The organism is Curtobacterium pusillum, from assembly GCF_013359865.1.
Classification (GTDB): Bacteria; Actinomycetota; Actinomycetes; order Actinomycetales; family Microbacteriaceae; genus Curtobacterium; species Curtobacterium pusillum.
Genome location: NZ_JABMCE010000059.1, coordinates 71,919 through 90,760, shown reverse-complemented (window position 1 = coordinate 90,760; position 18,842 = coordinate 71,919). Strand labels below are relative to the sequence as shown.

Here is an 18,842-nt window from a genome sequence, read left to right as displayed (position 1 = left end):
GTGCGGCCCCGCAGGACCCGCCCGCCTCCCTGCGGGGTGCGGCCGACCGCCTCGCGGCGTCCATCCAGCACCTGGCCGACGGCATCGTGGCCGGGCCGCGCCCCTCGGCCGGAACGGTGGTCTGGTCGCGGGTCGGCGACCTGCTCGACGACGCCGTCGCCGACGCCTCCGGACGTCCGGACGAACGCGCCGTCGAGACCGCCGCCCACACGCTCGGGCGGATCGACGAGGCGCTCGCACTGCTCGCCGACCGGCAGCGCGCGACCGTCCTGGGGGAGGCCGCGTCCCGCTCGACCCCCACGAGCGCGCGCTGAGCGCCGGGATGTCGGCGGCTGCTGGCATCATCGCAGCGTGAGCAAGCAGGACGGACGCAACCGGCTGGTGTCCGACGCACCCGTCGACGACGTGACCGCCACCGTGCTGCACGTCGACATGGACGCCTTCTTCGCCTCGGTGGAGCTGCTCGACCGACCGGATCTCCGCGGGCTGCCGGTCATCGTCGGGCACGACTCGGACCGCTCGGTCGTCACCGCGGCCACCTACGAAGCCCGCAAGTACGGCGTGAACTCCGCCATGCCGATGGCCGTGGCGAAGCGTCGCTGCCCGGCCGCGATCATCGTCGAACCGCACTTCGAGAAGTACCGCGACAAGTCCGCCGCCGTGATGGCCGTGTTCGACCGCTTCACCCCGCGCGTCGAGCGGCTCGGCATCGACGAGGCGTTCCTCGACGTCGCCGGGGCGATCCGCCTGTACGGCACCCCGTGGGAGATCGGCCGGGCGATCCGAGCGGCGGTCCTCGCCGAGACCGGGCTGCACTGCTCGGTCGGCGCCGCGTCGACGAAGTTCGTCGCGAAGCTCGCGTCGAGCCGGGCGAAGCCGGACGGCCTGCTCGTGGTGCCCGCGTCCGACACCGTGGCGTTCCTGCACCCGCAGCCGGTGTCCGCGCTGTGGGGCGTCGGCGGCACGACGCAGGAGACCCTCGAACGCCGTGGCATCCGGACGGTGGGCGACCTCGCGACGACACCCCTCGGCTCCCTCGTGTCCGCGCTCGGGCCGGCCGGCGGGCAGCGCCTGCACGACCTCGCGTGGGGTCGTGACCCGCGTGTCGTCGAGAGCGCGGTGGGCGAGAAGTCCATCGGGCACGAGGTGACCTTCGGCCGCGACCTCACCGAACGCGACGACGTCGCCCGGGAACTCCTGCGCCTCGCCGACAAGGTCGCCGTGCGGCTGCGGCGTGCCGACGTGCAGGCGCGGACCGTGGCGCTCAAGGTCCGCTACACCGACTTCACCACCCTGACCCGTTCGCGCACCCTCGCCGAGCCCACCGACGTCGCGAAGCGCCTGCACCGCGAAGCCGTCGAGCTCTACGACGTGCTGCACCGGCCGGGCAACCGGATCCGGCTCATCGGAGTCCGCGGCGAGAACCTCGTGCCTGCCGCGGCGAGCAACGCGCTCTGGGACGACGACGCGCCGTGGCGTGAGACCGAGACCACGATCGACGCCGTCGCCGCCCGCTTCGGCGCCGGCGTGCTCCGGCCGGCATCGCTGGTCCGCGGCGCGCCCGAGGGACACGTTCCGCACGCTCGGCAGGACGAAGGGTGACGGTAGAATCGTCTGAAGTGAGCGCAGCCGAGTACACCGATCAGCCAGGGGCAGGGGAGCAGCCCGCGGCGCTGTGGGACGACACCGCGGCGCACGCAGGCGACCCCGACGGCTCCGCTGCCGCAGCCCACGACGACGCCGTGGCCGCGGCCGAGGCGGCGGGCAACTCGGCGGTGCAGCACCTCTCGCCGGCGTTCCCGGACCGCGCTGCCTGGGGGACCGCGTCGAAGCTCCGCGCCTGGCAGGTCGAAGCGCTGACGAAGTACTTCGAGACGGAACCGCGCGACTTCCTCGCCGCGGCGACCCCGGGCGCCGGCAAGACCACGTTCGCGCTCCGCCTCGCCACCGAGCTCCTCGCCCGCGGCACCGTCGACCGGATCGTCGTCGTCGCCCCGACCGAGCACCTCAAGCGGCAGTGGGCGGACTCGGCGGACCGCGTCGGCATCCGCATCGACCCGATGTTCAAGAACGGCGACGGCATGTTCGGCCGGCACTACCAGGGCGTGGCGATCACGTACGCCCAGGTCGGCATGAACCCCGAGGTCCACCAGCGGATCACGGCCGGCGGCAAGACGCTCGTCATCCTCGACGAGGTCCACCACGGCGGCGACGCACTGACCTGGGGCGACGGCATCAGGGAGGCCTTCTCAAAGGCCACCAGGCGCCTCTCCTTGTCCGGTACCCCGTTCCGGTCGGACACGGCACCGATCCCGTTCGTGCAGTACGCCCCGGACGAGCAGGGCATCCGCACCTCGATCTCCGACTACAACTACGGGTACGGTCGGGCACTCAAGGACGGCGTCGTCCGGCCGGTGCTGTTCATGGCGTACGCCGGGCAGATGCGGTGGAAGACCCGCATGGGCGACGAGATGTCGGCGTCCCTCGGCGAACAGGTGACGAAGGACATCACCGCGCAGGCGTGGCGCACGGCGCTCTCACCCGAGGGCGAGTGGATGCCCGCGGTTCTCTCGGCTGCGGACAAGCGACTGACCGAGGTCCGTCGTGGCGTCCCGGACGCCGGTGGGCTCGTCATCGCCACGGACACCACCACGGCGCGCGCCTACGCCCGGATCCTCCAGCAGATCACCGGCGAGCGGCCCACCGTGGTGCTCTCCGACGAAGCCGCGGCCTCCAGTCGGATCCAGGCGTTCGCCGAGGACACCTCGCGCTGGATGGTCGCCGTGCGCATGGTGTCCGAAGGCGTCGACGTCCCGCGGCTCTGCGTCGGGGTCTACGCCACGAGCGCCAGCACGCCGCTGTTCTTCGCGCAGGTGATCGGTCGCTTCGTCCGCGCTCGGCGCCGCGGCGAGACGGCTTCGGTGTTCCTCCCGAGCGTGCCCGGGCTGATGGCCCTCGCGGCGTCGCTCGAGCTCGAGCGCGACCACGCCCTCGACCGCCCGAAGGACGCCGACGACGGGATGTACAACCCGGAAGACGCGATGGTCGCCGAGGCCAACAAGGAGGACCGCGCGTCCGAGAGCCTGCTCGAGGTGCAGCCGTTCGAGGCGCTCGACTCGCAGGCGTCCTTCGACCGGGTGCTCTACGACGGCGGCGAGTTCGGCACCGGGGGAGAGGTCGGTTCGCTCGAGGAGCTCGACTTCATCGGCATCCCGGGCCTGCTCGAACCCGATCAGGTGCGCGACCTGCTCCGTGCTCGGCAGGCGTCGCAGGCGAAGCGCGCCAAGGGTCGCACGCCGAAGGACGGGCTCCCCAAGACGTCCGCGCCCCAGGACCGCCCGATGTACCAGACGATCAAGGAGCAGCGGTCCGAGCTGCACCGGCTCGTGTCGATCTGGTCCCGGCACTCGAACGAGCCGCACGGTGCGATCCACGCCGAACTCCGGCGGATCAGCGGTGGGCCGGCGGTGGCGCAGGCGAGCATCGAGCAGATCCAGAAGCGCATCGACGTGCTGCGCTCCCGGATCGGCGGACGCCGGTGATCGAGCCCGTCGACGAGCGCACCTGGTACGTCAAGCGGGACGCGGAGTCCTCTCCCGAGGCGATCATCGACCGCTTCGGAGGCGGCTACCGACTGCGTCGGTTCTCGCTGACCGAGTCCCGTCGCACGCCGTACGGGGTGTTCATGGGCGTCGAACTCGCCGAGACCGCGTGGTGGCGACTCCGTGACCGGCCGCAGAACGGGTCGCGTCGCGGCGCGGCCTCATGACACACCAAGGCAAAGTCCGGTAGACCGGGGGAATGGCAGACTCCATCCCTCACGTCCTCGTCCTCGGCGGCGGCTCCGCTGGCTACACCACCGTCAAGCAGCTGCAGAAGCACGCGGCGACCGTTCCGATGCGCATCACGCTGGTGGATCAGAACACCTACTACACGTACCTGCCGTTCCTGCCCGAGGTCGCCGGCGGCCACATCGCCCCCAGGGACGTCACGGTCGAACTGCGTCGTGCGCTCCGGAAGACCCGCGTGATCCAGGGCAAGGTCACGGGCATCTCCTCGGCCGACAAGACCGTCTCGATCGCGACTGCCGGCGGCGACGACCGCACGCTCGGCTACGACCAGCTCGTCGTCGCCCTCGGTTCGGTCACCCGCACGTTCCCGACGCCCGGGCTCGAGGAGTACGGGGTCGGCTTCAAGAGCGTCGAGGAAGCGGCGTACGTCCGTGCGAAGCTCCTCGACAACATCGCGAAGGCCGCTGCCACCCGTGACGAGGACGAGCGTCGCCGTCTGCTCACGAGCATCTTCATCGGCGGCGGCTACACCGGCGTCGAGGCGATCGGCGAGCTGTTCGACGTGTCGCAGGCTGCCATCAAGACGTACCCGTCGCTGGCGGGGGAGCACCCGCGCTGGGTCCTGATCGACGCGCTCGACCGCGTCGCTCCGGAGGTCGGCCCGGACCTGTCGAAGTGGACCCTCGAGTCCCTCCGCGCCCGTGGCATCGACGTCCGTCTGAAGACCACGATGCCCAGCTGTGAGGGCGGCGTCGTGAAGTTGTCCGACGGTGACGAGTTCGCCTCCGGTCTCATCGTTTGGACGGCCGGCGTGAAGCCGAACCCGCTCCTCGACGCGTCCGACCTGCCGCGCGGCCCGAAGGGGCACCTTGCTGCAAACGCGAAGCTCCAGGTGGAGAACGAGGAGACCCACGAGGTCGTCCCCGGCGTCTGGGGGCTCGGTGACGTCGCGCAGGTCCCCGACCTCACCGCGGACAAGCAGCCGGCGTACTACCCGCCGAACGCGCAGAACGCCGTCCGTCAGGCCGTGGTGGCCGCGGACAACGTGGTCGCGACGATCACGGGCAAGCCGCTCGAGGAGTACCGCCACCCGTCGATCGGCACCGTCGCCTCGTACGGTGTCGCCAAGGGTGCCGCGAACATCAAGGGCATCAAGATGACGAACCTGCTGGCGTGGCTCGCGCACCGTGCGTACCACGTGTACGCGATGCCGACCCTGAACCGGAAGGCCCGCATTGTCATCGGCTGGGTGACCGGTGCCGTGTCGGGTCGCGACGCGACCTCGCTGATCAAGGAGACGGACCCGCGTCGGGCCTTCGTCGAGGTCACCAAGTCCTAGACGCGCGTTCCTGACGGACTGGAGGCGCGGTGCCGGCTGGCACCGCGCCTCCAGTCCGTCCGTGGTCGCGCGCACGCACGCTGCCCGTCGTGCGCACGCTGCCCGTCGTGCGCGCGCCGCCCGTCGAGCGCGCGCGTCTTCCGACACCGTGCGCGTCGATCGACACGGGCGGTGTCGCTCGATGCGCACGCACGCATTGCATGTGCATGTCCCGACGTTCCACGCGTCGATCGACTGGCGTGGTGTCGCAACGGCCCGCGGAAGGCGCCCCGAGCGAAAGCGACGGCGGCACTCGCCGGGAGGGACGAACGCGAAATGCCCCCGGGCCGCAAGGCCAGGGGGCATCCATTTCGCGTGTCCGAGGGGGGACTTGAACCCCCACGCCCTAATACGGGCACTAGCACCTCAAGCTAGCGCGTCTACCAATTCCGCCACCCGGACAGGTGTTTCTTCACTTGTCGGCCGTCGTTCCGGGCTGTTTCCCCGGCGTTCCTGCCGAGAGAAGACACTAGCACGGCTCTGAACGCTCGATGAACACGGCTGCGCATCCCGGGCGCGTCCCGCGGAGTCGAGGGCTCCGGCGGGGTCGGTGCCGACCGATAGCGTGGGGGCATGACGAACCCGGAGGCGACCCCGACCGACCTCGAGGCCACGGCGGCGATCGCTCGCGACCTCATCCGCATCGACACGACGAACTGGGGCGAGGGGAAGTCCCGCGGCGAGACCGAGGCGGCGCACTACGTCGAGGCGAAGCTCCGCGCGCTGGGGCTCGAGCCGCAGCTGTTCGAGTCGGAGCCGGACCGGGTGAGCGTCGTGGCGCGGGTGCCGGGGCGCAACCGGGACAAGCCGGCGCTGGTCGTGCACGGGCACCTCGACGTCGTCCCGGCGGACCCGGCGAACTGGTCGGTGGACCCGTTCGGCGGCGAGGTGAAGGACGGCATGCTCTGGGGCCGCGGTGCGGTCGACATGAAGAACATGGACGCGATGATGCTGACGTCGCTGTCGGACGTCATCGAGCAGCAGGGCGCTCCGGAGCGTGACCTGGTGATCGCGTACTTCGCCGACGAAGAGGCAGGGGGAGTCCTCGGCTCGCACCACGTCGTCGAGCACCACCCGGAGGTCTTCGCCGGCGCGACCGCGGCGATCAGCGAGGTCGGTGGGTACTCCATCACGCTCGGCGACCGTCGCGCGTACCTGCTGCAGACGGGCGAGAAGGCCCTGATGTGGATCAAGCTCGTCGCGAAGGGCACGGCGGCCCACGGGTCGCACGTCATCCGCGACAACGCCGTGACGAAGCTCGCGGCCGCGGTCGCCCGGATCGGCAGCGAGGAGTGGCCGGTGCGACTGTCGGCGACGACCGACGCCATGGTCGCCGAGGTCGCGCGGTTCCTCGGGGTGGACCCGACGGTGACGGGCCCGGACGAGGTGGCGCTGGCGACCGGCTCGGCCTCGCGGTTCATCCACGCGGCGCTGCACACGACGTCGAACCCGACGCTGCTGACCGCCGGCTACAAGCACAACGTCATCCCGGACTCGGCCGAGGCGCTCGTGGACATCCGGTGCCTCCCGGGCGATGAGGAAGCGGTGCTCGCACGCGTGCGGGAGCTCGCGGGCGACGACGTCGAGGTCGTGATGTCGTTCCGCGACGTCGGCCTGGAGCAGGACTTCGGCGGCCCGCTGGTCGACGCCGTGCGGGACGTCCTGGGGCGGCACGACCCGGGTGCTCCGGTGCTGCCGTACCTGCTCTCCGGCGGGACGGACAACAAGGCGCTGTCGACGCTCGGGATCGCCGGGTACGGCTTCGTGCCGCTGCAGCTCCCGGCCGGGGTGGACTTCCCGGCGATGTTCCACGGCGTGGACGAGCGCGTGCCGCTCGACTCGCTGGCGTTCGGTCGGCGAGTCCTCGGGGACCTGCTCGCCACGTACTGATATTGTGCATGGTCGCCGTTGTGGCGGTGTTCTGACAGTCCTCCCCGAAAGGCCCGCGCGATGCACATCCTCGAGGCGATCTTCCTCGGCTTCGTCCAGGGGCTCACCGAGTTCCTGCCCGTCTCGTCGAGCGCCCACCTCCGGATCGTGGGGCTGTTCCTGCCCGACGCGCAGGACCCCGGGGCGGCCTTCACCGCGGTCACCCAACTCGGCACCGAGACCGCCGTGCTCATCTACTTCTGGCGGGACATCACCCGGATCGTCGGCCGGTGGTTCCGGTCCCTGTCGGGGAAGACCGTGCCGCGGAACGACCCGGATGCGCGTCTCGGATGGCTCGTGATCCTCGGCACGATCCCGATCGGCATCGCCGGGCTGCTGCTCAAGGACTCGATCGAGACCACCTTCCGGTCGCTCTGGATCGTGGCGATCGTCCTCATCGTGTTCGGCATCGTGCTCGGCGTGCTCGACGTCGTCGGTAGGAAGGTCCGGCGCATCGAGCACATGACGTTCGGCGGCGGCATCCTGATCGGCCTCGCGCAGATGCTCGCGCTGGTACCGGGTGTCTCGCGGTCCGGGGCGACGGTGTCGATGGGCCTCGCGCTCGGCTACACCCGACCGGCCGCGGCCCGGTTCGCGTTCCTGCTCGCGGTCCCCGCGGTGTTCCTGTCGGGGTTGTACGAGGCCGCGACGAGCCTCGGCGACACGGGCGCGCCGTTCGGCGTCGTCGACACCGTCGTCGCGACGGTCGTGGCCTTCGTCGTCGGCTTCGTCGTGATCGCGGCCTTCATGAACTACATCAGCAAGCGCAGCTTCCTGCCCTTCGTCGTCTACCGGATCGCACTCGGTATCGTTCTCCTCGTGTTGTTGTCGCTCGGAGTGATCCAGCCGTGAGGGCCTGGCAGGCCCCGTCCGTCCCCGAAGTCCCCGGTTCTGCGCCCCGACCCGTCGTGCACGACACGGCCGCCGGCAAGCCCGTCGACCCCACGGGCGGTGAGGAGCGTGCCGCGCTGTACGTGTGCGGCATCACCCCGTACGACGCCACCCACCTCGGGCACGCCGCGACGTACCTGGCGTTCGACACCCTCGGCCGGGTGTGGCGTGACGCCGGGCTCGAGGTCGAGTACGCGCAGAACGTCACCGACGTCGACGACCCGTTGCTCGAGCGGGCGACCCGTGACGGCGTCGACTGGCGTGAGCTCGCCGCGTCGCAGATCGACCTGTTCCGCCGCGACATGGAGGCCCTCCGCATCCTGCCGCCGGACGACTACGTCGCCGTCACGGACGAGGTCGAGCGTGTCGCCGAGGCCGTCGCGTTCCTGCAGGAGACCGGGTACGCGTACGAGGTCCCGACGCCCGAGTCCGAGGGGGACGACCTCTACTTCGACGTGAACCGTCCGACCGAGGCCTGGGCCCTCGGCGACGAGAGCCGCCTCGACCGCGAGACGATGCTCGCGCTCTCCGCCGAGCGCGGTGGCGACCCGGACCGGGCCGGCAAGCGTGATCCGCTCGACCCGCTGCTCTGGCGCGCCGCGCGCGAGGGCGAGCCGAGCTGGGACACCGCCGTCGGTCCTGGGCGACCGGGCTGGCACATCGAGTGCAGCGTCATCGCCGGTGACCGCCTCGGCCTGCCGATCAGCGTGCAGGGCGGTGGCAGTGACCTGATCTTCCCGCACCACGAGATGAGTGCCGGCCACGCGGCGGCCCTGGCGCACCAGCCGCTCGCGAACGCCTTCGTGCACACCGGGATGATCGCCTACCAGGGCGAGAAGATCTCGAAGTCGCTCGGCAACCTCGTCACCGTGCGAGGGCTGCTCGACGACGGCGCGGACCCGCGGGCGATCCGGCTGGCGCTGCTCTCGCACAAGTACTCCGACGACTGGGAGTGGTTCGACGCCGAGCTCACCAGCGCGACGACCCGGCTGGCGACGTGGGACGCGTGGGCGTCCGGTGCCTCGGCCGGTCACGCCGATGACGCCGCCGAGGTGACGGCCCGGGTCCGGGCGCGCGTCGCGGACGACCTCGACACGCCGGGGGCGGTCGCGGCGGTCGACACCGCGATCGCCGGCGGTACCGCGGTCACGCCGGAGCTCGTCGACCTGGTCGACGCCCTGCTCGGCCTCCGCCTGGGCTGACGCGCGACGAGCGCGTGCCGCGCCAGGGAGCCAGCGCGGCACGCGCGGCACGCGCGGCACGCGCGGGAGCAGTCGCTCGGGTTCCGCGACACGCCGTCCGCGCGTCGCCGAGGTTCGACGGAGCCGCGCAGGCGTGCGCGAGATGCCGAGATTTCGGAACCCGGGGAGCGCGCCGCGCCCGGCGCACCCCGGAACGGACGGGAGGCGCGGTGCCAGCCGGCGCCGCGCCTCCAGGCAGTCGGTGTGTCCCCGTCTACTGCGGGGGCTGCGGGGGACGGAACCCCTCGCCGCCGGCGGTCCCACCGTCCTTGCCGTCCTTGCGCTCCCGGCGCCGCAGGTACTGCTCGAACTCCTGCGCGATGGCGTCACCGGACGCCTCGGGGGAGTCGACCGTGTCACGCGCCTGCTCGAGCTGCCCGATGTAGGACGCCATGTCCTCGTCGTCAGCGGCGAGGGCGTCGATGCCCTCCTCCCACTCGGTCGCGTCGTCGAGCAGGCTGCCCCGCGGGACGGTGACGTCGGTGAGCTCCTCGATCTTGTCGAGCAGCGAGAGGGTGGCCTTCGGGGACGGCGAGTTGTGCACGTAGTGCGGAACCGAGGCCCAGAGGGAGAGCGTGGTCAGTCCGGCCTTGTCCATCGCGTCGGCGAGGACCCCGAGGATGCCGGTGGGACCCTCGTACGAGGAACGGTCCACTTCGAACGCGGCTCGCACGCCGGCGTTCTCGCTCGACACGAACACCGAGATCGGGCGGGTGTGCGGCACGTCGGCGAGCATCGCGCCGACGAACACGACGGCGTCGATCGAGTACACGTCCGCGAGGTCGATGATCTCCGCGCAGAAGCCCCGCCACGTGCGGGACGGCTCGGGGCCGACCAGCACGAAGACTTCCCGCTCGGACGGCGAGCCCGTGGCGCCGATCACGGGGCGGCCCTCGGCGCCGGGGCCGTGCAGGACGATGCGGGGCCACTGGACACCGCGGACGCCGTTCTCGTCGGAGCCGACGTTGGGCCGGTTGAACTGGTAGTCGACGTACCGCTCACCGTCGAGTTCCCTGAGCTCGTCGAGGTCGAGCGACTCGACGATTCGCCTGGCGAGACCGCTCGCCGCTTCTCCGGCGTCGTTCCAGCCCTCGAACGCGACGACGAGCAGCCGGCCGTCGCTGAAGGGGGAGTGCTGTGGCACGGACGGGACCTCCTGGTGGTGGAGCGGGGCGTGAGCGGGTTCGGACCGCGCACGGCCGGACACGATTCAGGCAACAAGGATAGGGCCGTGGGCGCTCCTCGCGCCCGCCCGTCCGCGCTGAGCGGAACGCTGGCGGGGCGGAACGCGGGCGGGGCGGAGCGCCCCGGGGCGCGACGGGCGGTACGCCCCGGGGCGCGACGGGCGGTACGCCCCGGGGCGCGACGGGCGGTACGGGCGGGACCGGGCGGGACCGCCCCGGTAGACTCGTGGCCCGTGACCGCGCATCCCCCCGCCCTCGTCCCGCCCGCAGCCGTGCTGTGGGACATGGACGGCACGATCATCGACACCGAGCCGATCTGGCAGCAGTCCCAGGTCGAGCTGACCGACCGGTACGGCGCCGTCTGGACGCACGAGGACGGGCTGTCCCTGGTGGGCAGCGGGCTCGAGCGCTTGGGGGAGATCCTCCGCGACAAGGGCGTCGACATGGAGGTCGAGGAGATCGTCCAGTGGATGACCGGCTACGTGATGGAGCGTCTGCGCGGCGGCGAGCTGCCGTGGCGTCCGGGCGCACGCGAGCTCATCGAGGGACTGCACGCCCGCGGCATCCCGACCGCCCTCGTCACGATGTCCCGCCGGAAGATGGCGCTCGTCGCGGCCGAGGCCCTCGGGGAGCGCGGTTTCCGGGTCGTCGTCGCCGGTGACGACGTCGATCGCCCGAAGCCCTACCCGGATGCCTACCTGTCCGCCGCCGCCCAGCTCGGCGTGGATCCCACCGCCTGCGTCGCGATCGAGGACTCCGCGACCGGGGTCGCCTCGGCCGTCGCGTCCGGCGCGGTGACGGTGGCCGTCGAGCACATCGTGCCGCTGTCGGAGATCACCGGTGGCGACGTGCACCTGACCACCCTCGCGGACGTCGACGTCGACCGTCTCCTCGAGCTGACCGGCCCGGCCCTCGCGGCCCGCACCCAGGAGGTCGCACGATGACCGACGCGCTCCCCAACGCCACCGACGCGCTCCCGCACACTGCCGGTGGCGCACCGCACACCCCGCCGCGCGGACCGTTCCGCGCCGGGGACCGCGTGCAGCTGACCGGTCCGAAGGGCAAGCTCACGACGCTCTCCCTCGAGGTCGCCGGCGAGTACCACACCCACCGCGGCGTGCTCCGGCACGACGACGTGATCGGGCAGCCGGACGGCTCGGTGATCCGAGCGACCACGGGTGACGAGTACCTCGCGCTGCGGCCCCTCCTCAACGACTACGTCATGTCGATGCCGCGCGGCGCGGCGATCGTCTACCCGAAGGACGCCGCCCAGATCGTCGCCTTCGCGGACGTCTTCCCGGGCGCCCGCGTGGTCGAGGCCGGTGTCGGCTCCGGGGCGCTCTCGCTCTTCCTGCTGCGCGCCATCGGTCCGACCGGACAGCTGCAGTCCTTCGAGCGCCGCGAGGAGTTCGCGGCGATCGCCCGGGGCAACGTCGGCACCTTCCTCGGGGCCGTGCCGGACAACTGGTCGGTGACCGTCGGCGACCTGGTCGAGGAGCTGCCGGACGCGACCGAGCCGCAGAGCATCGACCGGGTGGTGCTGGACATGCTGGCCCCGTGGGAGTGCGTCGACGCCGCGGCTGATGCCCTCGTGCCCGGTGGCCTCATCGTCTGCTACGTCGCGACCGTCACGCAGCTGTCCCGCACGGCCGAGGCGCTCCGGGACACCGGGCGCTTCACCGACCCGCAGTCGAGCGAGACCCTCGTCCGCACCTGGCACGTGGAGGGGCTCGCCGTCCGCCCGGACCACCGCATGGTCGGGCACACGGGCTTCCTCGTCACCGCACGCCGTCTCGCCGACGGCGTCGTGCCGCCCAACCTGAAGCGTCGCGCAGGCAAGGCGGAGTTCTCCGACGAGGACATCGAGGCCTGGACGCCGGGCGCTGTGGGCGAGCGGTCCGCCAGCGACAAGAAGCTCCGCAAGGTGGCGCGGCAGGCGGCGGCCCAGGCCCGCAAGGTGGCAGCAGCAGAGGCCGGCGCGTCCGCGGGGGAAGCCCCCGAGGGCGCGGACGGGCCTGCTGAGGACGACCGGTAGGCTACGCAGCGTGCCCGTCCTGCATCGAACGGAAAGAGGGTCCGTGCGCACCATCCCCGCACTCCTGGTCACCATCGGCCTCGCCGCAGCACTCACCGGCTGCGCGGCCAGCGGAGCCGGCACCACGCCGTCGAGCTGCGCCGCCCCGGGCGCCGCGTCCGAGGCGGTGACCGCGACCGGTTCGTTCGGCAAGGAGCCGAAGGTGAACGTCCCGAGCGGCCTCACCACGAAGGGCACGCAGGTCTCCGTGTTGAAGCAGGGCGCGGGGCGCGAGATCGAGGACGGCACACCCGTGCTGATCGAGTACACCCTGGTCGACGGCGCCACCGGGAAGGTCGCGCAGACCAGCGGCTACTCCGGGCAGACCGCCCCGATCACCGCCGGCGCGGACAACTACGGCGCGCTCGGGGCGTCGCTCGAGTGCGCGCACGTCGGGGACCGCCTGGCCGTCGCGCTCCCGAAGAGCGCGCTGAGCTCCTCGACGACGGGCGACACCGGGACGTCCTCGAAGAAGACCGAGGACGCCGCCGTCGCCGTGATCGACGTCAAGCGCGCCTTCGACTCCCGCGCGACCGGCACACCGCAGCTCGCCGGCGACCGGATGCCAGCCGTGGTGCTCGCGCCGTCCGGAGCGCCCGGCATCACGATCCCGTCGTGGAACGCGCCCTCCTCGGACGAGACGCACCTGCTCCGCAAGGGGCACGGCGCCGAGCTGACCGCGAAGGACACCGCCGTCATCAAGTACACGGCTGTCACGTGGGGCACCGAGGGCACCGACGCTTCCGTCGCCGGTTCCAGCTGGACCGACGGCTCGGGCGCACAGACCGTCCCGTTGACCAAGGGACAGGTGCAGGAAGGCGTCCGGAACGCCATCCTCGGCCACCGCGTCGGCGACCAGGTCCTCGCGATCGTGCACCAGCAGGGCACCGCGTACGCGTACGTGATCGACGTCCTCGGAAAGATGTCGAGCTGACCTCGTCCGACCATCCACGGACCGCAGCGCGGGTGCACTCCGGTGCACCCGCGCTGCCGTAGGATCGGCTCGTGCCAGCGACCCGTGTGCCCCGTGTGCCTGCCGAGGAACGGCTGTTCAGCCTGGTGCTCGCGCTGCTCTCGACGGAGTCCGGCCTGACGAAGTCCGAGATCCTCGCGAACGTGCAGGGGTACCGCCAGCGGTTCACGAACGGCGGTGACAACGCCTCGCTCGAGCGTCAGTTCGAGCGCGACAAGGACGACGTCCGCGAGCTCGGCATCCCGCTCGAGACGATCGAGACACCGGGAGCGGCGGGCAACAACCAGACGCTCCGGTACCGGATCCCCAAGGGCGAGTACGACCTGCCCGTGGACGTCCGCTTCACCCCGGACGAATCCGCGCTGCTGTCGCTCGCGGCCATGGCCTGGCGCGAGGGCGCACTGTCCGCGGACTCCCGCCGCGGCCTGCTGAAGGTGCGTTCGGCCGGATCGGAGGACGACGGCGCAGGCTCCCTCGGTGTCGACGCGTACGCACCGCGGCTGCGCGCTCGCGACGTGGCGTTCGAGCCGCTCCGTGCAGCGCTCGACCGTGCCGCGGCGGTGCGGTTCGACTACATCACCCCGGGGCAGCACGAGCCCCGTCGGCGTGAGGTCGCCCCGCTCGCGCTCGTCCAGCACGGCGGCAGGTGGATGCTCGCCGCGCACGAGTTCGCGAGCGGTACCGACAAGAACTACCTGCTGTCGCGGATCGTCGGTCCCGTCGCCCAGTACGAGGTGGGGCAGCACCCGGCCCCCGCGGGAGCAGGGGAACGTGCCCTGGCCGAGCTCGAGCGGATCTGGGCGGCCAGGACCGCTCGCATCGGGGTCGCGCCGGGGTCGGACGCCGAGCGCCGGCTCGCTCGTCGGCGGGACACCGAGACGGACGAGGACGGTGTGCTCGTGCTCCACCACGTCGACCCGCAGATCCTCGCGGAAGAGCTCGCGGCCTTCGGTCCCGAGGTCCGGGTCCTCGAGCCGGACGACCTCCGGGACCGCGTGACGGAGCGTCTGCGTGCCCTGGTCGCCGATCACGAAGGGGATGCCCGTGGCTGAGCAGCAACCGCTCCAGGCGCAGGACAAGCTCGCGTTCCTGCTCGCCCTCGTGCCGTACCTCATCGACCGGGAGCGCGTCTCCGTGGCCGAGGCCGCTCGCCACTTCGGCGTCCCCGAGGCCCGGATCCGCCGAGCCGTCGAGCTCATCGCGGTGTCCGGCGTCCCCGGCGAGACCATGCAGTACCAGCACGGGGACCTCTTCGACATCGCCTGGGACGACTTCGAGCAGAACGACATGATCGTCCTGACCAACCTCGTGGCGATCGACGACTCCCCACGGCTCTCCGCCCGTGAGGCATCGGCCCTCATCGCCGGCCTGCAGTACCTGTCGGCGTTGCCCGAGGCCGCCGACCGCGACGCCATCCGTGCGCTCATGGCCAAGCTGTCACGCGGTGCCGGGGGAGCGGCGACGAACGTGGCGGTCGGGCAGGACCTGCACGACGTCGCCCTCGCGACGATCCGCCGCGCGATGGCCGACGGCCGCGGGCTGGCGTTCGAGTACGCCGGCCCCCGTACCCAGGGCGGCACCCGTCGCGTCGATCCCTTGCGCGTGGAGTCGATCGACACCGACTGGTACCTCCGCGCGTGGGACCTCGACCGTCAGGCACTCCGGACCTTCCGGCTCGACCGGATGTCCGGCGTGCGGGTCGACGAGCGTGCGGCGGAGAAGTCGATCGACGACGTGGTGATCCCGGACACGCTGTTCCAGCAGGCCGCCGAGGACGTCATCGTCACGGTCGAGCTCGACTCCTCGTCGCTGCCCCTCGTGGCCGACTTCCTCGCCGACACCGCGGATGCCCCGGACGGCGACGGTCGGGTGCGCATCCGCCTCGCCGCCTCGAACGGCTTCGACGGCGTCGTCCGACTGGTGGCCGGTCTGCCGGGGCGCGCCGTGGTGCTCGACCCGCCGGCAGCGCGCGCGGCCGTCCGCGAGTTCGCCGCGGCGGCCCTCGCCGCCGACTGAGCGTGCGACGGACGGGAGGCGCGGTGCGGGCCCGCCCCGCGCCTCCAGTGTCCGTCCCGGTCCCGTAGGATCATCCACATGGCTTCGACGACCGCGCGCGGGCGAGCGAGGCGGACCGGACGTCCGACGAAGGACACCGAGGGCCGCATGTCGCTCGGGCAGCACCTCATCGAGCTGCGCAATCGCCTGTTCAAGGCCGTCATCGCGGTGGCGGTCTGCGCGGTCGGCGGATGGTTCCTCACGCCGTTCGTGCTCGATTCGCTGCGTTCCCCCGTGGCCGAGCTCGCGAAGGTCGGCGGCCACACGGCGGAGCTGAACTTCCCGATGATCACCGGCGCGTTCGACCTGCGGCTGCAGATCGCGATCACGATCGGCGTCGTCATCTCGAGTCCGGTCTGGCTGTACCAGATCTGGGCGTTCATCGTCCCGGCGCTCGTCCGGCGCGAGAAGCAGTACGTGTTCGGGTTCCTCGGTACCGCGATCCCGCTGTTCTTCGCGGGCTGCTGGTTCGGGTGGTACATCCTGCCGCACGTGGTGGGCATCCTCGGCAGCTTCGTGTCGTCGCAGGACACCTCGATCGTCGATGCGAAGGCGTACTACGACTTCGTCATCAAGCTCATCGTGGCCGTCGGCATCGCGTTCGTGCTGCCGGTGTTCCTCGTGCTCCTCAACTTCGTCGGCGTGCTGTCGGCGTCGTCGATCATCAGGTCCTGGCGCGTGGCGATCCTCTGCATCCTGGTGTTCTGTGCGATCGTCACGCCGAGCGCCGACATCATCTCGATGTTCCTGCTCGCCGTTCCGATGATCGTGCTGTACGTCGCGGCGTGCGCGGTCGCGTGGTTCCACGACCGAGGGACGGCGAAGCGCCAGGCGAAGCTCGACGAAGAGTACGGGCTGTGACCTCCGCCGAGCCGAGCGCCGCCGAGCGGTTCCGGGCGGCGAAGGTCCGGAACCGCTCCCGGAACCTCGAACTCTTCCGCGCCGACCTGCGGTTCGACCTCGACCCCTTCCAGCTCGCCGCGTGCGACGCCCTCGACCAGGGCCGCAGCGTGCTCGTGGCCGCGCCGACGGGGGCCGGCAAGACGATCGTGGCCGAGTTCGCGATCTGGCTGGCGATGCGGCAGCCGACGGCGAAGGTGTTCTACACGACGCCGATGAAGGCGCTCAGCAACCAGAAGTACGCCGAGCTGGTGGACGTGTACGGCGACTCCGAGGTCGGGCTCCTCACCGGCGACACGAACGTGAACCCGCGCGCCCGGGTGGTCGTGATGACGACCGAGGTGCTCCGCAACATGATCTACGCGGACTCCGACCTGCTGGACGACCTCGCCTGGGTGGTCCTCGACGAGGTGCACTACCTCGCCGACCGGTTCCGTGGGGCGGTGTGGGAAGAGGTCATCCTGCACCTCCCGACCGAGGTCCGCCTGGTGTCCCTCAGCGCGACGGTGTCCAACGCCGAGGAGTTCGGCGACTGGCTGCAGACGGTCCGGGGCGACACCGACGTCATCGTGTCCGAGGACCGTCCGGTGCCGCTCGAACAGCACGTGCTCGTCGGGTCGAAGATGGTCGACCTGTTCGACTCGAGCGGCGCGGCGGCGACGAACCGGGTGAACCCCGAACTGCTGCGGCTCGTCGGCGGAGCGTCCCGCAGCGAGCGGCACGGCGGCGGGCACCGAGGACGGCGTGGTCGCGGCGGCTACCCGGAGCGTCGCGGCCCGCGCACCGAGAAGCTCCACCGCGAGCGGATCGCGCACATGCTCGACGAGCGGATGCTGCTGCCGGCGATCTTCTTCGTGTTCAGCCGCGCCGGGTGCGACCAGGGTGTCCGCAACGTGCTGCGGTCCGGTCTGTCGCTCACCACGAGTGACGAGCGCAACGAGATCCGCGAGACCGCCGAGTACCACTGCCGCACGCTGCTCGACGAGGACCTTGCCGTGCTCGGGTACTGGGAGTGGCTCGAGGGGCTCGAACGGGGTGTCGCCGCGCACCACGCCGGGCTCCTGCCCGCGTTCAAGGAGGTCGTGGAAGACCTCTTCCAGCGCAAGCTCCTGAAGGTCGTGTTCGCGACGGAGACCCTGGCGCTCGGTGTGAACATGCCGGCGCGGACGGTCGTGCTCGAGAAGCTCGAGAAGTTCAACGGCGAGGCCCGGGTGCCGATCACGCCGGGGGAGTACACGCAGCTCACCGGTCGTGCTGGACGTCGCGGCATCGACGTCGAGGGCCACTCGGTCATCCAGTGGTCCGACGGGCTCGACCCGCAAGCAGTGGCGTCGTTGGCGAGCCGGCGGACGTACCCGCTCAACTCGTCGTTCAAGCCGACCTACAACATGGCCGTGAACCTCATCGAGCAGTTCGGCCGGCAGCGGACGCGCGAGGTCCTCGAGACGTCGTTCGCGCAGTTCCAGGCGGACCGCTCGGTGGTCGACCTCGCACGCAAGGTGCGGTCGCAGCAGGAGTCCCTCGACGGGTACCGGCAGGCGATGCAGTGCCACCTCGGCGACTTCACCGAGTACGCGGCGCTCCGTCGTGAGCTCTCCGACCTCGAACGGACGAACGTGCCCGGCGGGCGGGAGGCCTCGCACGGTGCCCGCGCCGAACGCCAGGCGGCCATCACCGACGTCCGCCGCCGCATGCAGCGCCACCCCTGCCACGCCTGCCCCGACCGTGAAGCCCACGCCCGCTGGTCCGAGCGCTGGTACAAGCTGAAGCGTGCCAACGACAAGCTGGTGCAGCAGATCCGCTCGCGCACGGGCGCGGTCGCCACGACCTTCGACCGGGTGACGGACGTGCTCCTGCAGCTCGGGTACCTGGTCGACACCGGCAACGGCGAGGCCACCGTCGCGGCCGGCGGTCGGCGGCTGCAGCGGATCTACGGCGAGCGGGACCTGCTCGTCGCCGAGTGCCTCGAGGCCGGGGTCTGGAAGGACCTCACCCCCGCGCAACTCGCCGCGATGGCGGCCACGATCGTGTACCAGCCCCGTCGCGAGGACGCGCCCGGCACCGAGCACGCCCTGCCCCGCGGCGCGTTCCGACCGGCCCTCGACGACACGCTCACCATCTGGGCGCGCCTCGACGACATCGAGCGCGACGCCCGGCTCGCGGGGTCGCAGCCGCCGACCCCGGCGATGGCGGTCGGGATGTTCCGGTGGGCGTCGGGCTCGGCGCTCGACGACGTGCTGCGGACGCTCGACCTGCCCGCGGGGGACTTCGTGCGCTGGTCGAAGCAGGTCATCGACCTGCTCGACCAGATCCGGAACGCGGGCGACGAGGACCTCGCCCAGACCGCCCGACGGGCGACGGACGCGGTACGCCGCGGCATCGTCGCCTACGCGACGGTCTGACTGGAGGCCCGGTGCGGGTTCCCG

At 71.6% G+C, this 18,842-nt stretch carries 16 protein-coding genes and 1 tRNA gene; 15 read left to right on the top strand and 2 right to left on the bottom strand.

Annotation, left to right across the window (positions count from 1 at the left end; all coding sequences use genetic code 11):
* The 5 genes from HP507_RS04540 to HP507_RS04520 all read left to right on the top strand — a co-directional run.
* Nucleotides 1-314 (top strand): hypothetical protein (locus HP507_RS04540; RefSeq protein ID WP_175350653.1); only part of this gene is annotated, 314 nt, incomplete at its 5' end.
* A 37-nt stretch (nt 315-351) separates the two neighbouring features.
* A complete protein-coding gene (dinB, locus tag HP507_RS04535) occupies nt 352-1,602 on the top strand; it encodes a DNA polymerase IV (protein ID WP_175350652.1) in 1,251 nt (416 codons plus the stop codon).
* Between the two features lie 140 nt (nt 1,603-1,742).
* Nucleotides 1,743-3,542, top strand: coding sequence for a DEAD/DEAH box helicase (locus tag HP507_RS04530; protein WP_175350661.1), 1,800 nt, complete (start codon nt 1,743-1,745; stop codon nt 3,540-3,542).
* Complete coding sequence (locus tag HP507_RS04525; RefSeq protein WP_175350651.1) at nt 3,539-3,769, top strand: hypothetical protein; 231 nt, start codon at nt 3,539-3,541, stop codon at nt 3,767-3,769. The genes HP507_RS04530 and HP507_RS04525 overlap by 4 nt, the downstream gene beginning before the upstream one ends.
* A 32-nt stretch (nt 3,770-3,801) precedes the next feature.
* Nucleotides 3,802-5,130, top strand: coding sequence for an NAD(P)/FAD-dependent oxidoreductase (locus tag HP507_RS04520; RefSeq protein ID WP_175350650.1), 1,329 nt, complete (start codon nt 3,802-3,804; stop codon nt 5,128-5,130).
* A 355-nt stretch (nt 5,131-5,485) separates the two neighbouring features.
* Here HP507_RS04520 and HP507_RS04515 read toward each other — a convergent pair.
* Nucleotides 5,486-5,571 (bottom strand) — tRNA-Leu (locus HP507_RS04515).
* A gap of 171 nt (nt 5,572-5,742) precedes the next feature.
* On the opposite strand from HP507_RS04515, the gene HP507_RS04510 reads away from it, so the two are divergent.
* The 3 genes from HP507_RS04510 to mshC are packed head-to-tail and all read left to right on the top strand — an operon-like array spanning nt 5,743 to nt 9,191.
* Nucleotides 5,743-7,059 (top strand): M20/M25/M40 family metallo-hydrolase, encoded by a 1,317-nt coding sequence (locus HP507_RS04510; protein WP_175350649.1) that lies wholly within the window; start codon nt 5,743-5,745, stop codon nt 7,057-7,059.
* A 60-nt stretch (nt 7,060-7,119) separates the two neighbouring features.
* Nucleotides 7,120-7,950: an undecaprenyl-diphosphate phosphatase gene (locus HP507_RS04505; protein WP_175350648.1), complete on the top strand. Its 831-nt coding sequence runs from the start codon at nt 7,120-7,122 to the stop codon at nt 7,948-7,950.
* Nucleotides 7,947-9,191, top strand: a complete 1,245-nt coding sequence (gene mshC, locus HP507_RS04500) for a cysteine--1-D-myo-inosityl 2-amino-2-deoxy-alpha-D-glucopyranoside ligase (protein WP_175350647.1) — start codon at nt 7,947-7,949, stop codon at nt 9,189-9,191. The genes HP507_RS04505 and mshC overlap by 4 nt, the downstream gene beginning before the upstream one ends.
* A 253-nt stretch (nt 9,192-9,444) precedes the next feature.
* Here the strand turns inward: mshC and HP507_RS04495 are convergent, their stop codons facing one another.
* The gene (locus HP507_RS04495) at nt 9,445-10,374 is read right to left on the bottom strand and encodes a proteasome assembly chaperone family protein (protein ID WP_175350646.1); all 930 of its coding nucleotides are present in this window, start codon (nt 10,372-10,374) and stop codon (nt 9,445-9,447) included.
* A 273-nt stretch (nt 10,375-10,647) separates the two neighbouring features.
* Between HP507_RS04495 and HP507_RS04490 the strand changes: the two genes are divergently transcribed.
* From HP507_RS04490 to HP507_RS04460, 7 genes are all read left to right on the top strand, one after another.
* The gene (locus HP507_RS04490; RefSeq protein WP_271207013.1) at nt 10,648-11,358 is read left to right on the top strand and encodes an HAD family hydrolase; all 711 of its coding nucleotides are present in this window, start codon (nt 10,648-10,650) and stop codon (nt 11,356-11,358) included.
* Complete coding sequence (locus HP507_RS04485; protein ID WP_254700926.1) at nt 11,355-12,449, top strand: tRNA (adenine-N1)-methyltransferase; 1,095 nt, start codon at nt 11,355-11,357, stop codon at nt 12,447-12,449. Before HP507_RS04490 ends, HP507_RS04485 begins: the two co-directional genes overlap by 4 nt.
* 43 nt (nt 12,450-12,492) lie before the next feature.
* Entirely contained in the window at nt 12,493-13,422 is a 930-nt protein-coding gene (locus HP507_RS04480) for an FKBP-type peptidyl-prolyl cis-trans isomerase (RefSeq protein WP_175350645.1), read from the top strand.
* A 71-nt stretch (nt 13,423-13,493) separates the two neighbouring features.
* The gene (locus HP507_RS04475) at nt 13,494-14,513 is read left to right on the top strand and encodes a helix-turn-helix transcriptional regulator (protein WP_175350644.1); all 1,020 of its coding nucleotides are present in this window, start codon (nt 13,494-13,496) and stop codon (nt 14,511-14,513) included.
* Nucleotides 14,506-15,477, top strand: coding sequence for a helix-turn-helix transcriptional regulator (locus HP507_RS04470; RefSeq protein ID WP_175350643.1), 972 nt, complete (start codon nt 14,506-14,508; stop codon nt 15,475-15,477). The genes HP507_RS04475 and HP507_RS04470 overlap by 8 nt, the downstream gene beginning before the upstream one ends.
* A 147-nt stretch (nt 15,478-15,624) precedes the next feature.
* On the top strand, nt 15,625-16,377 hold the full coding sequence (tatC, locus tag HP507_RS04465; RefSeq protein WP_175350658.1) for a twin-arginine translocase subunit TatC: 753 nt from the start codon (nt 15,625-15,627) through the stop codon (nt 16,375-16,377).
* Nucleotides 16,374-18,818 (top strand): DEAD/DEAH box helicase, encoded by a 2,445-nt coding sequence (locus tag HP507_RS04460; RefSeq protein ID WP_175350642.1) that lies wholly within the window; start codon nt 16,374-16,376, stop codon nt 18,816-18,818. Before tatC ends, HP507_RS04460 begins: the two co-directional genes overlap by 4 nt.
* The last annotated feature ends 24 nt before the right edge of the window (nt 18,819-18,842 follow it).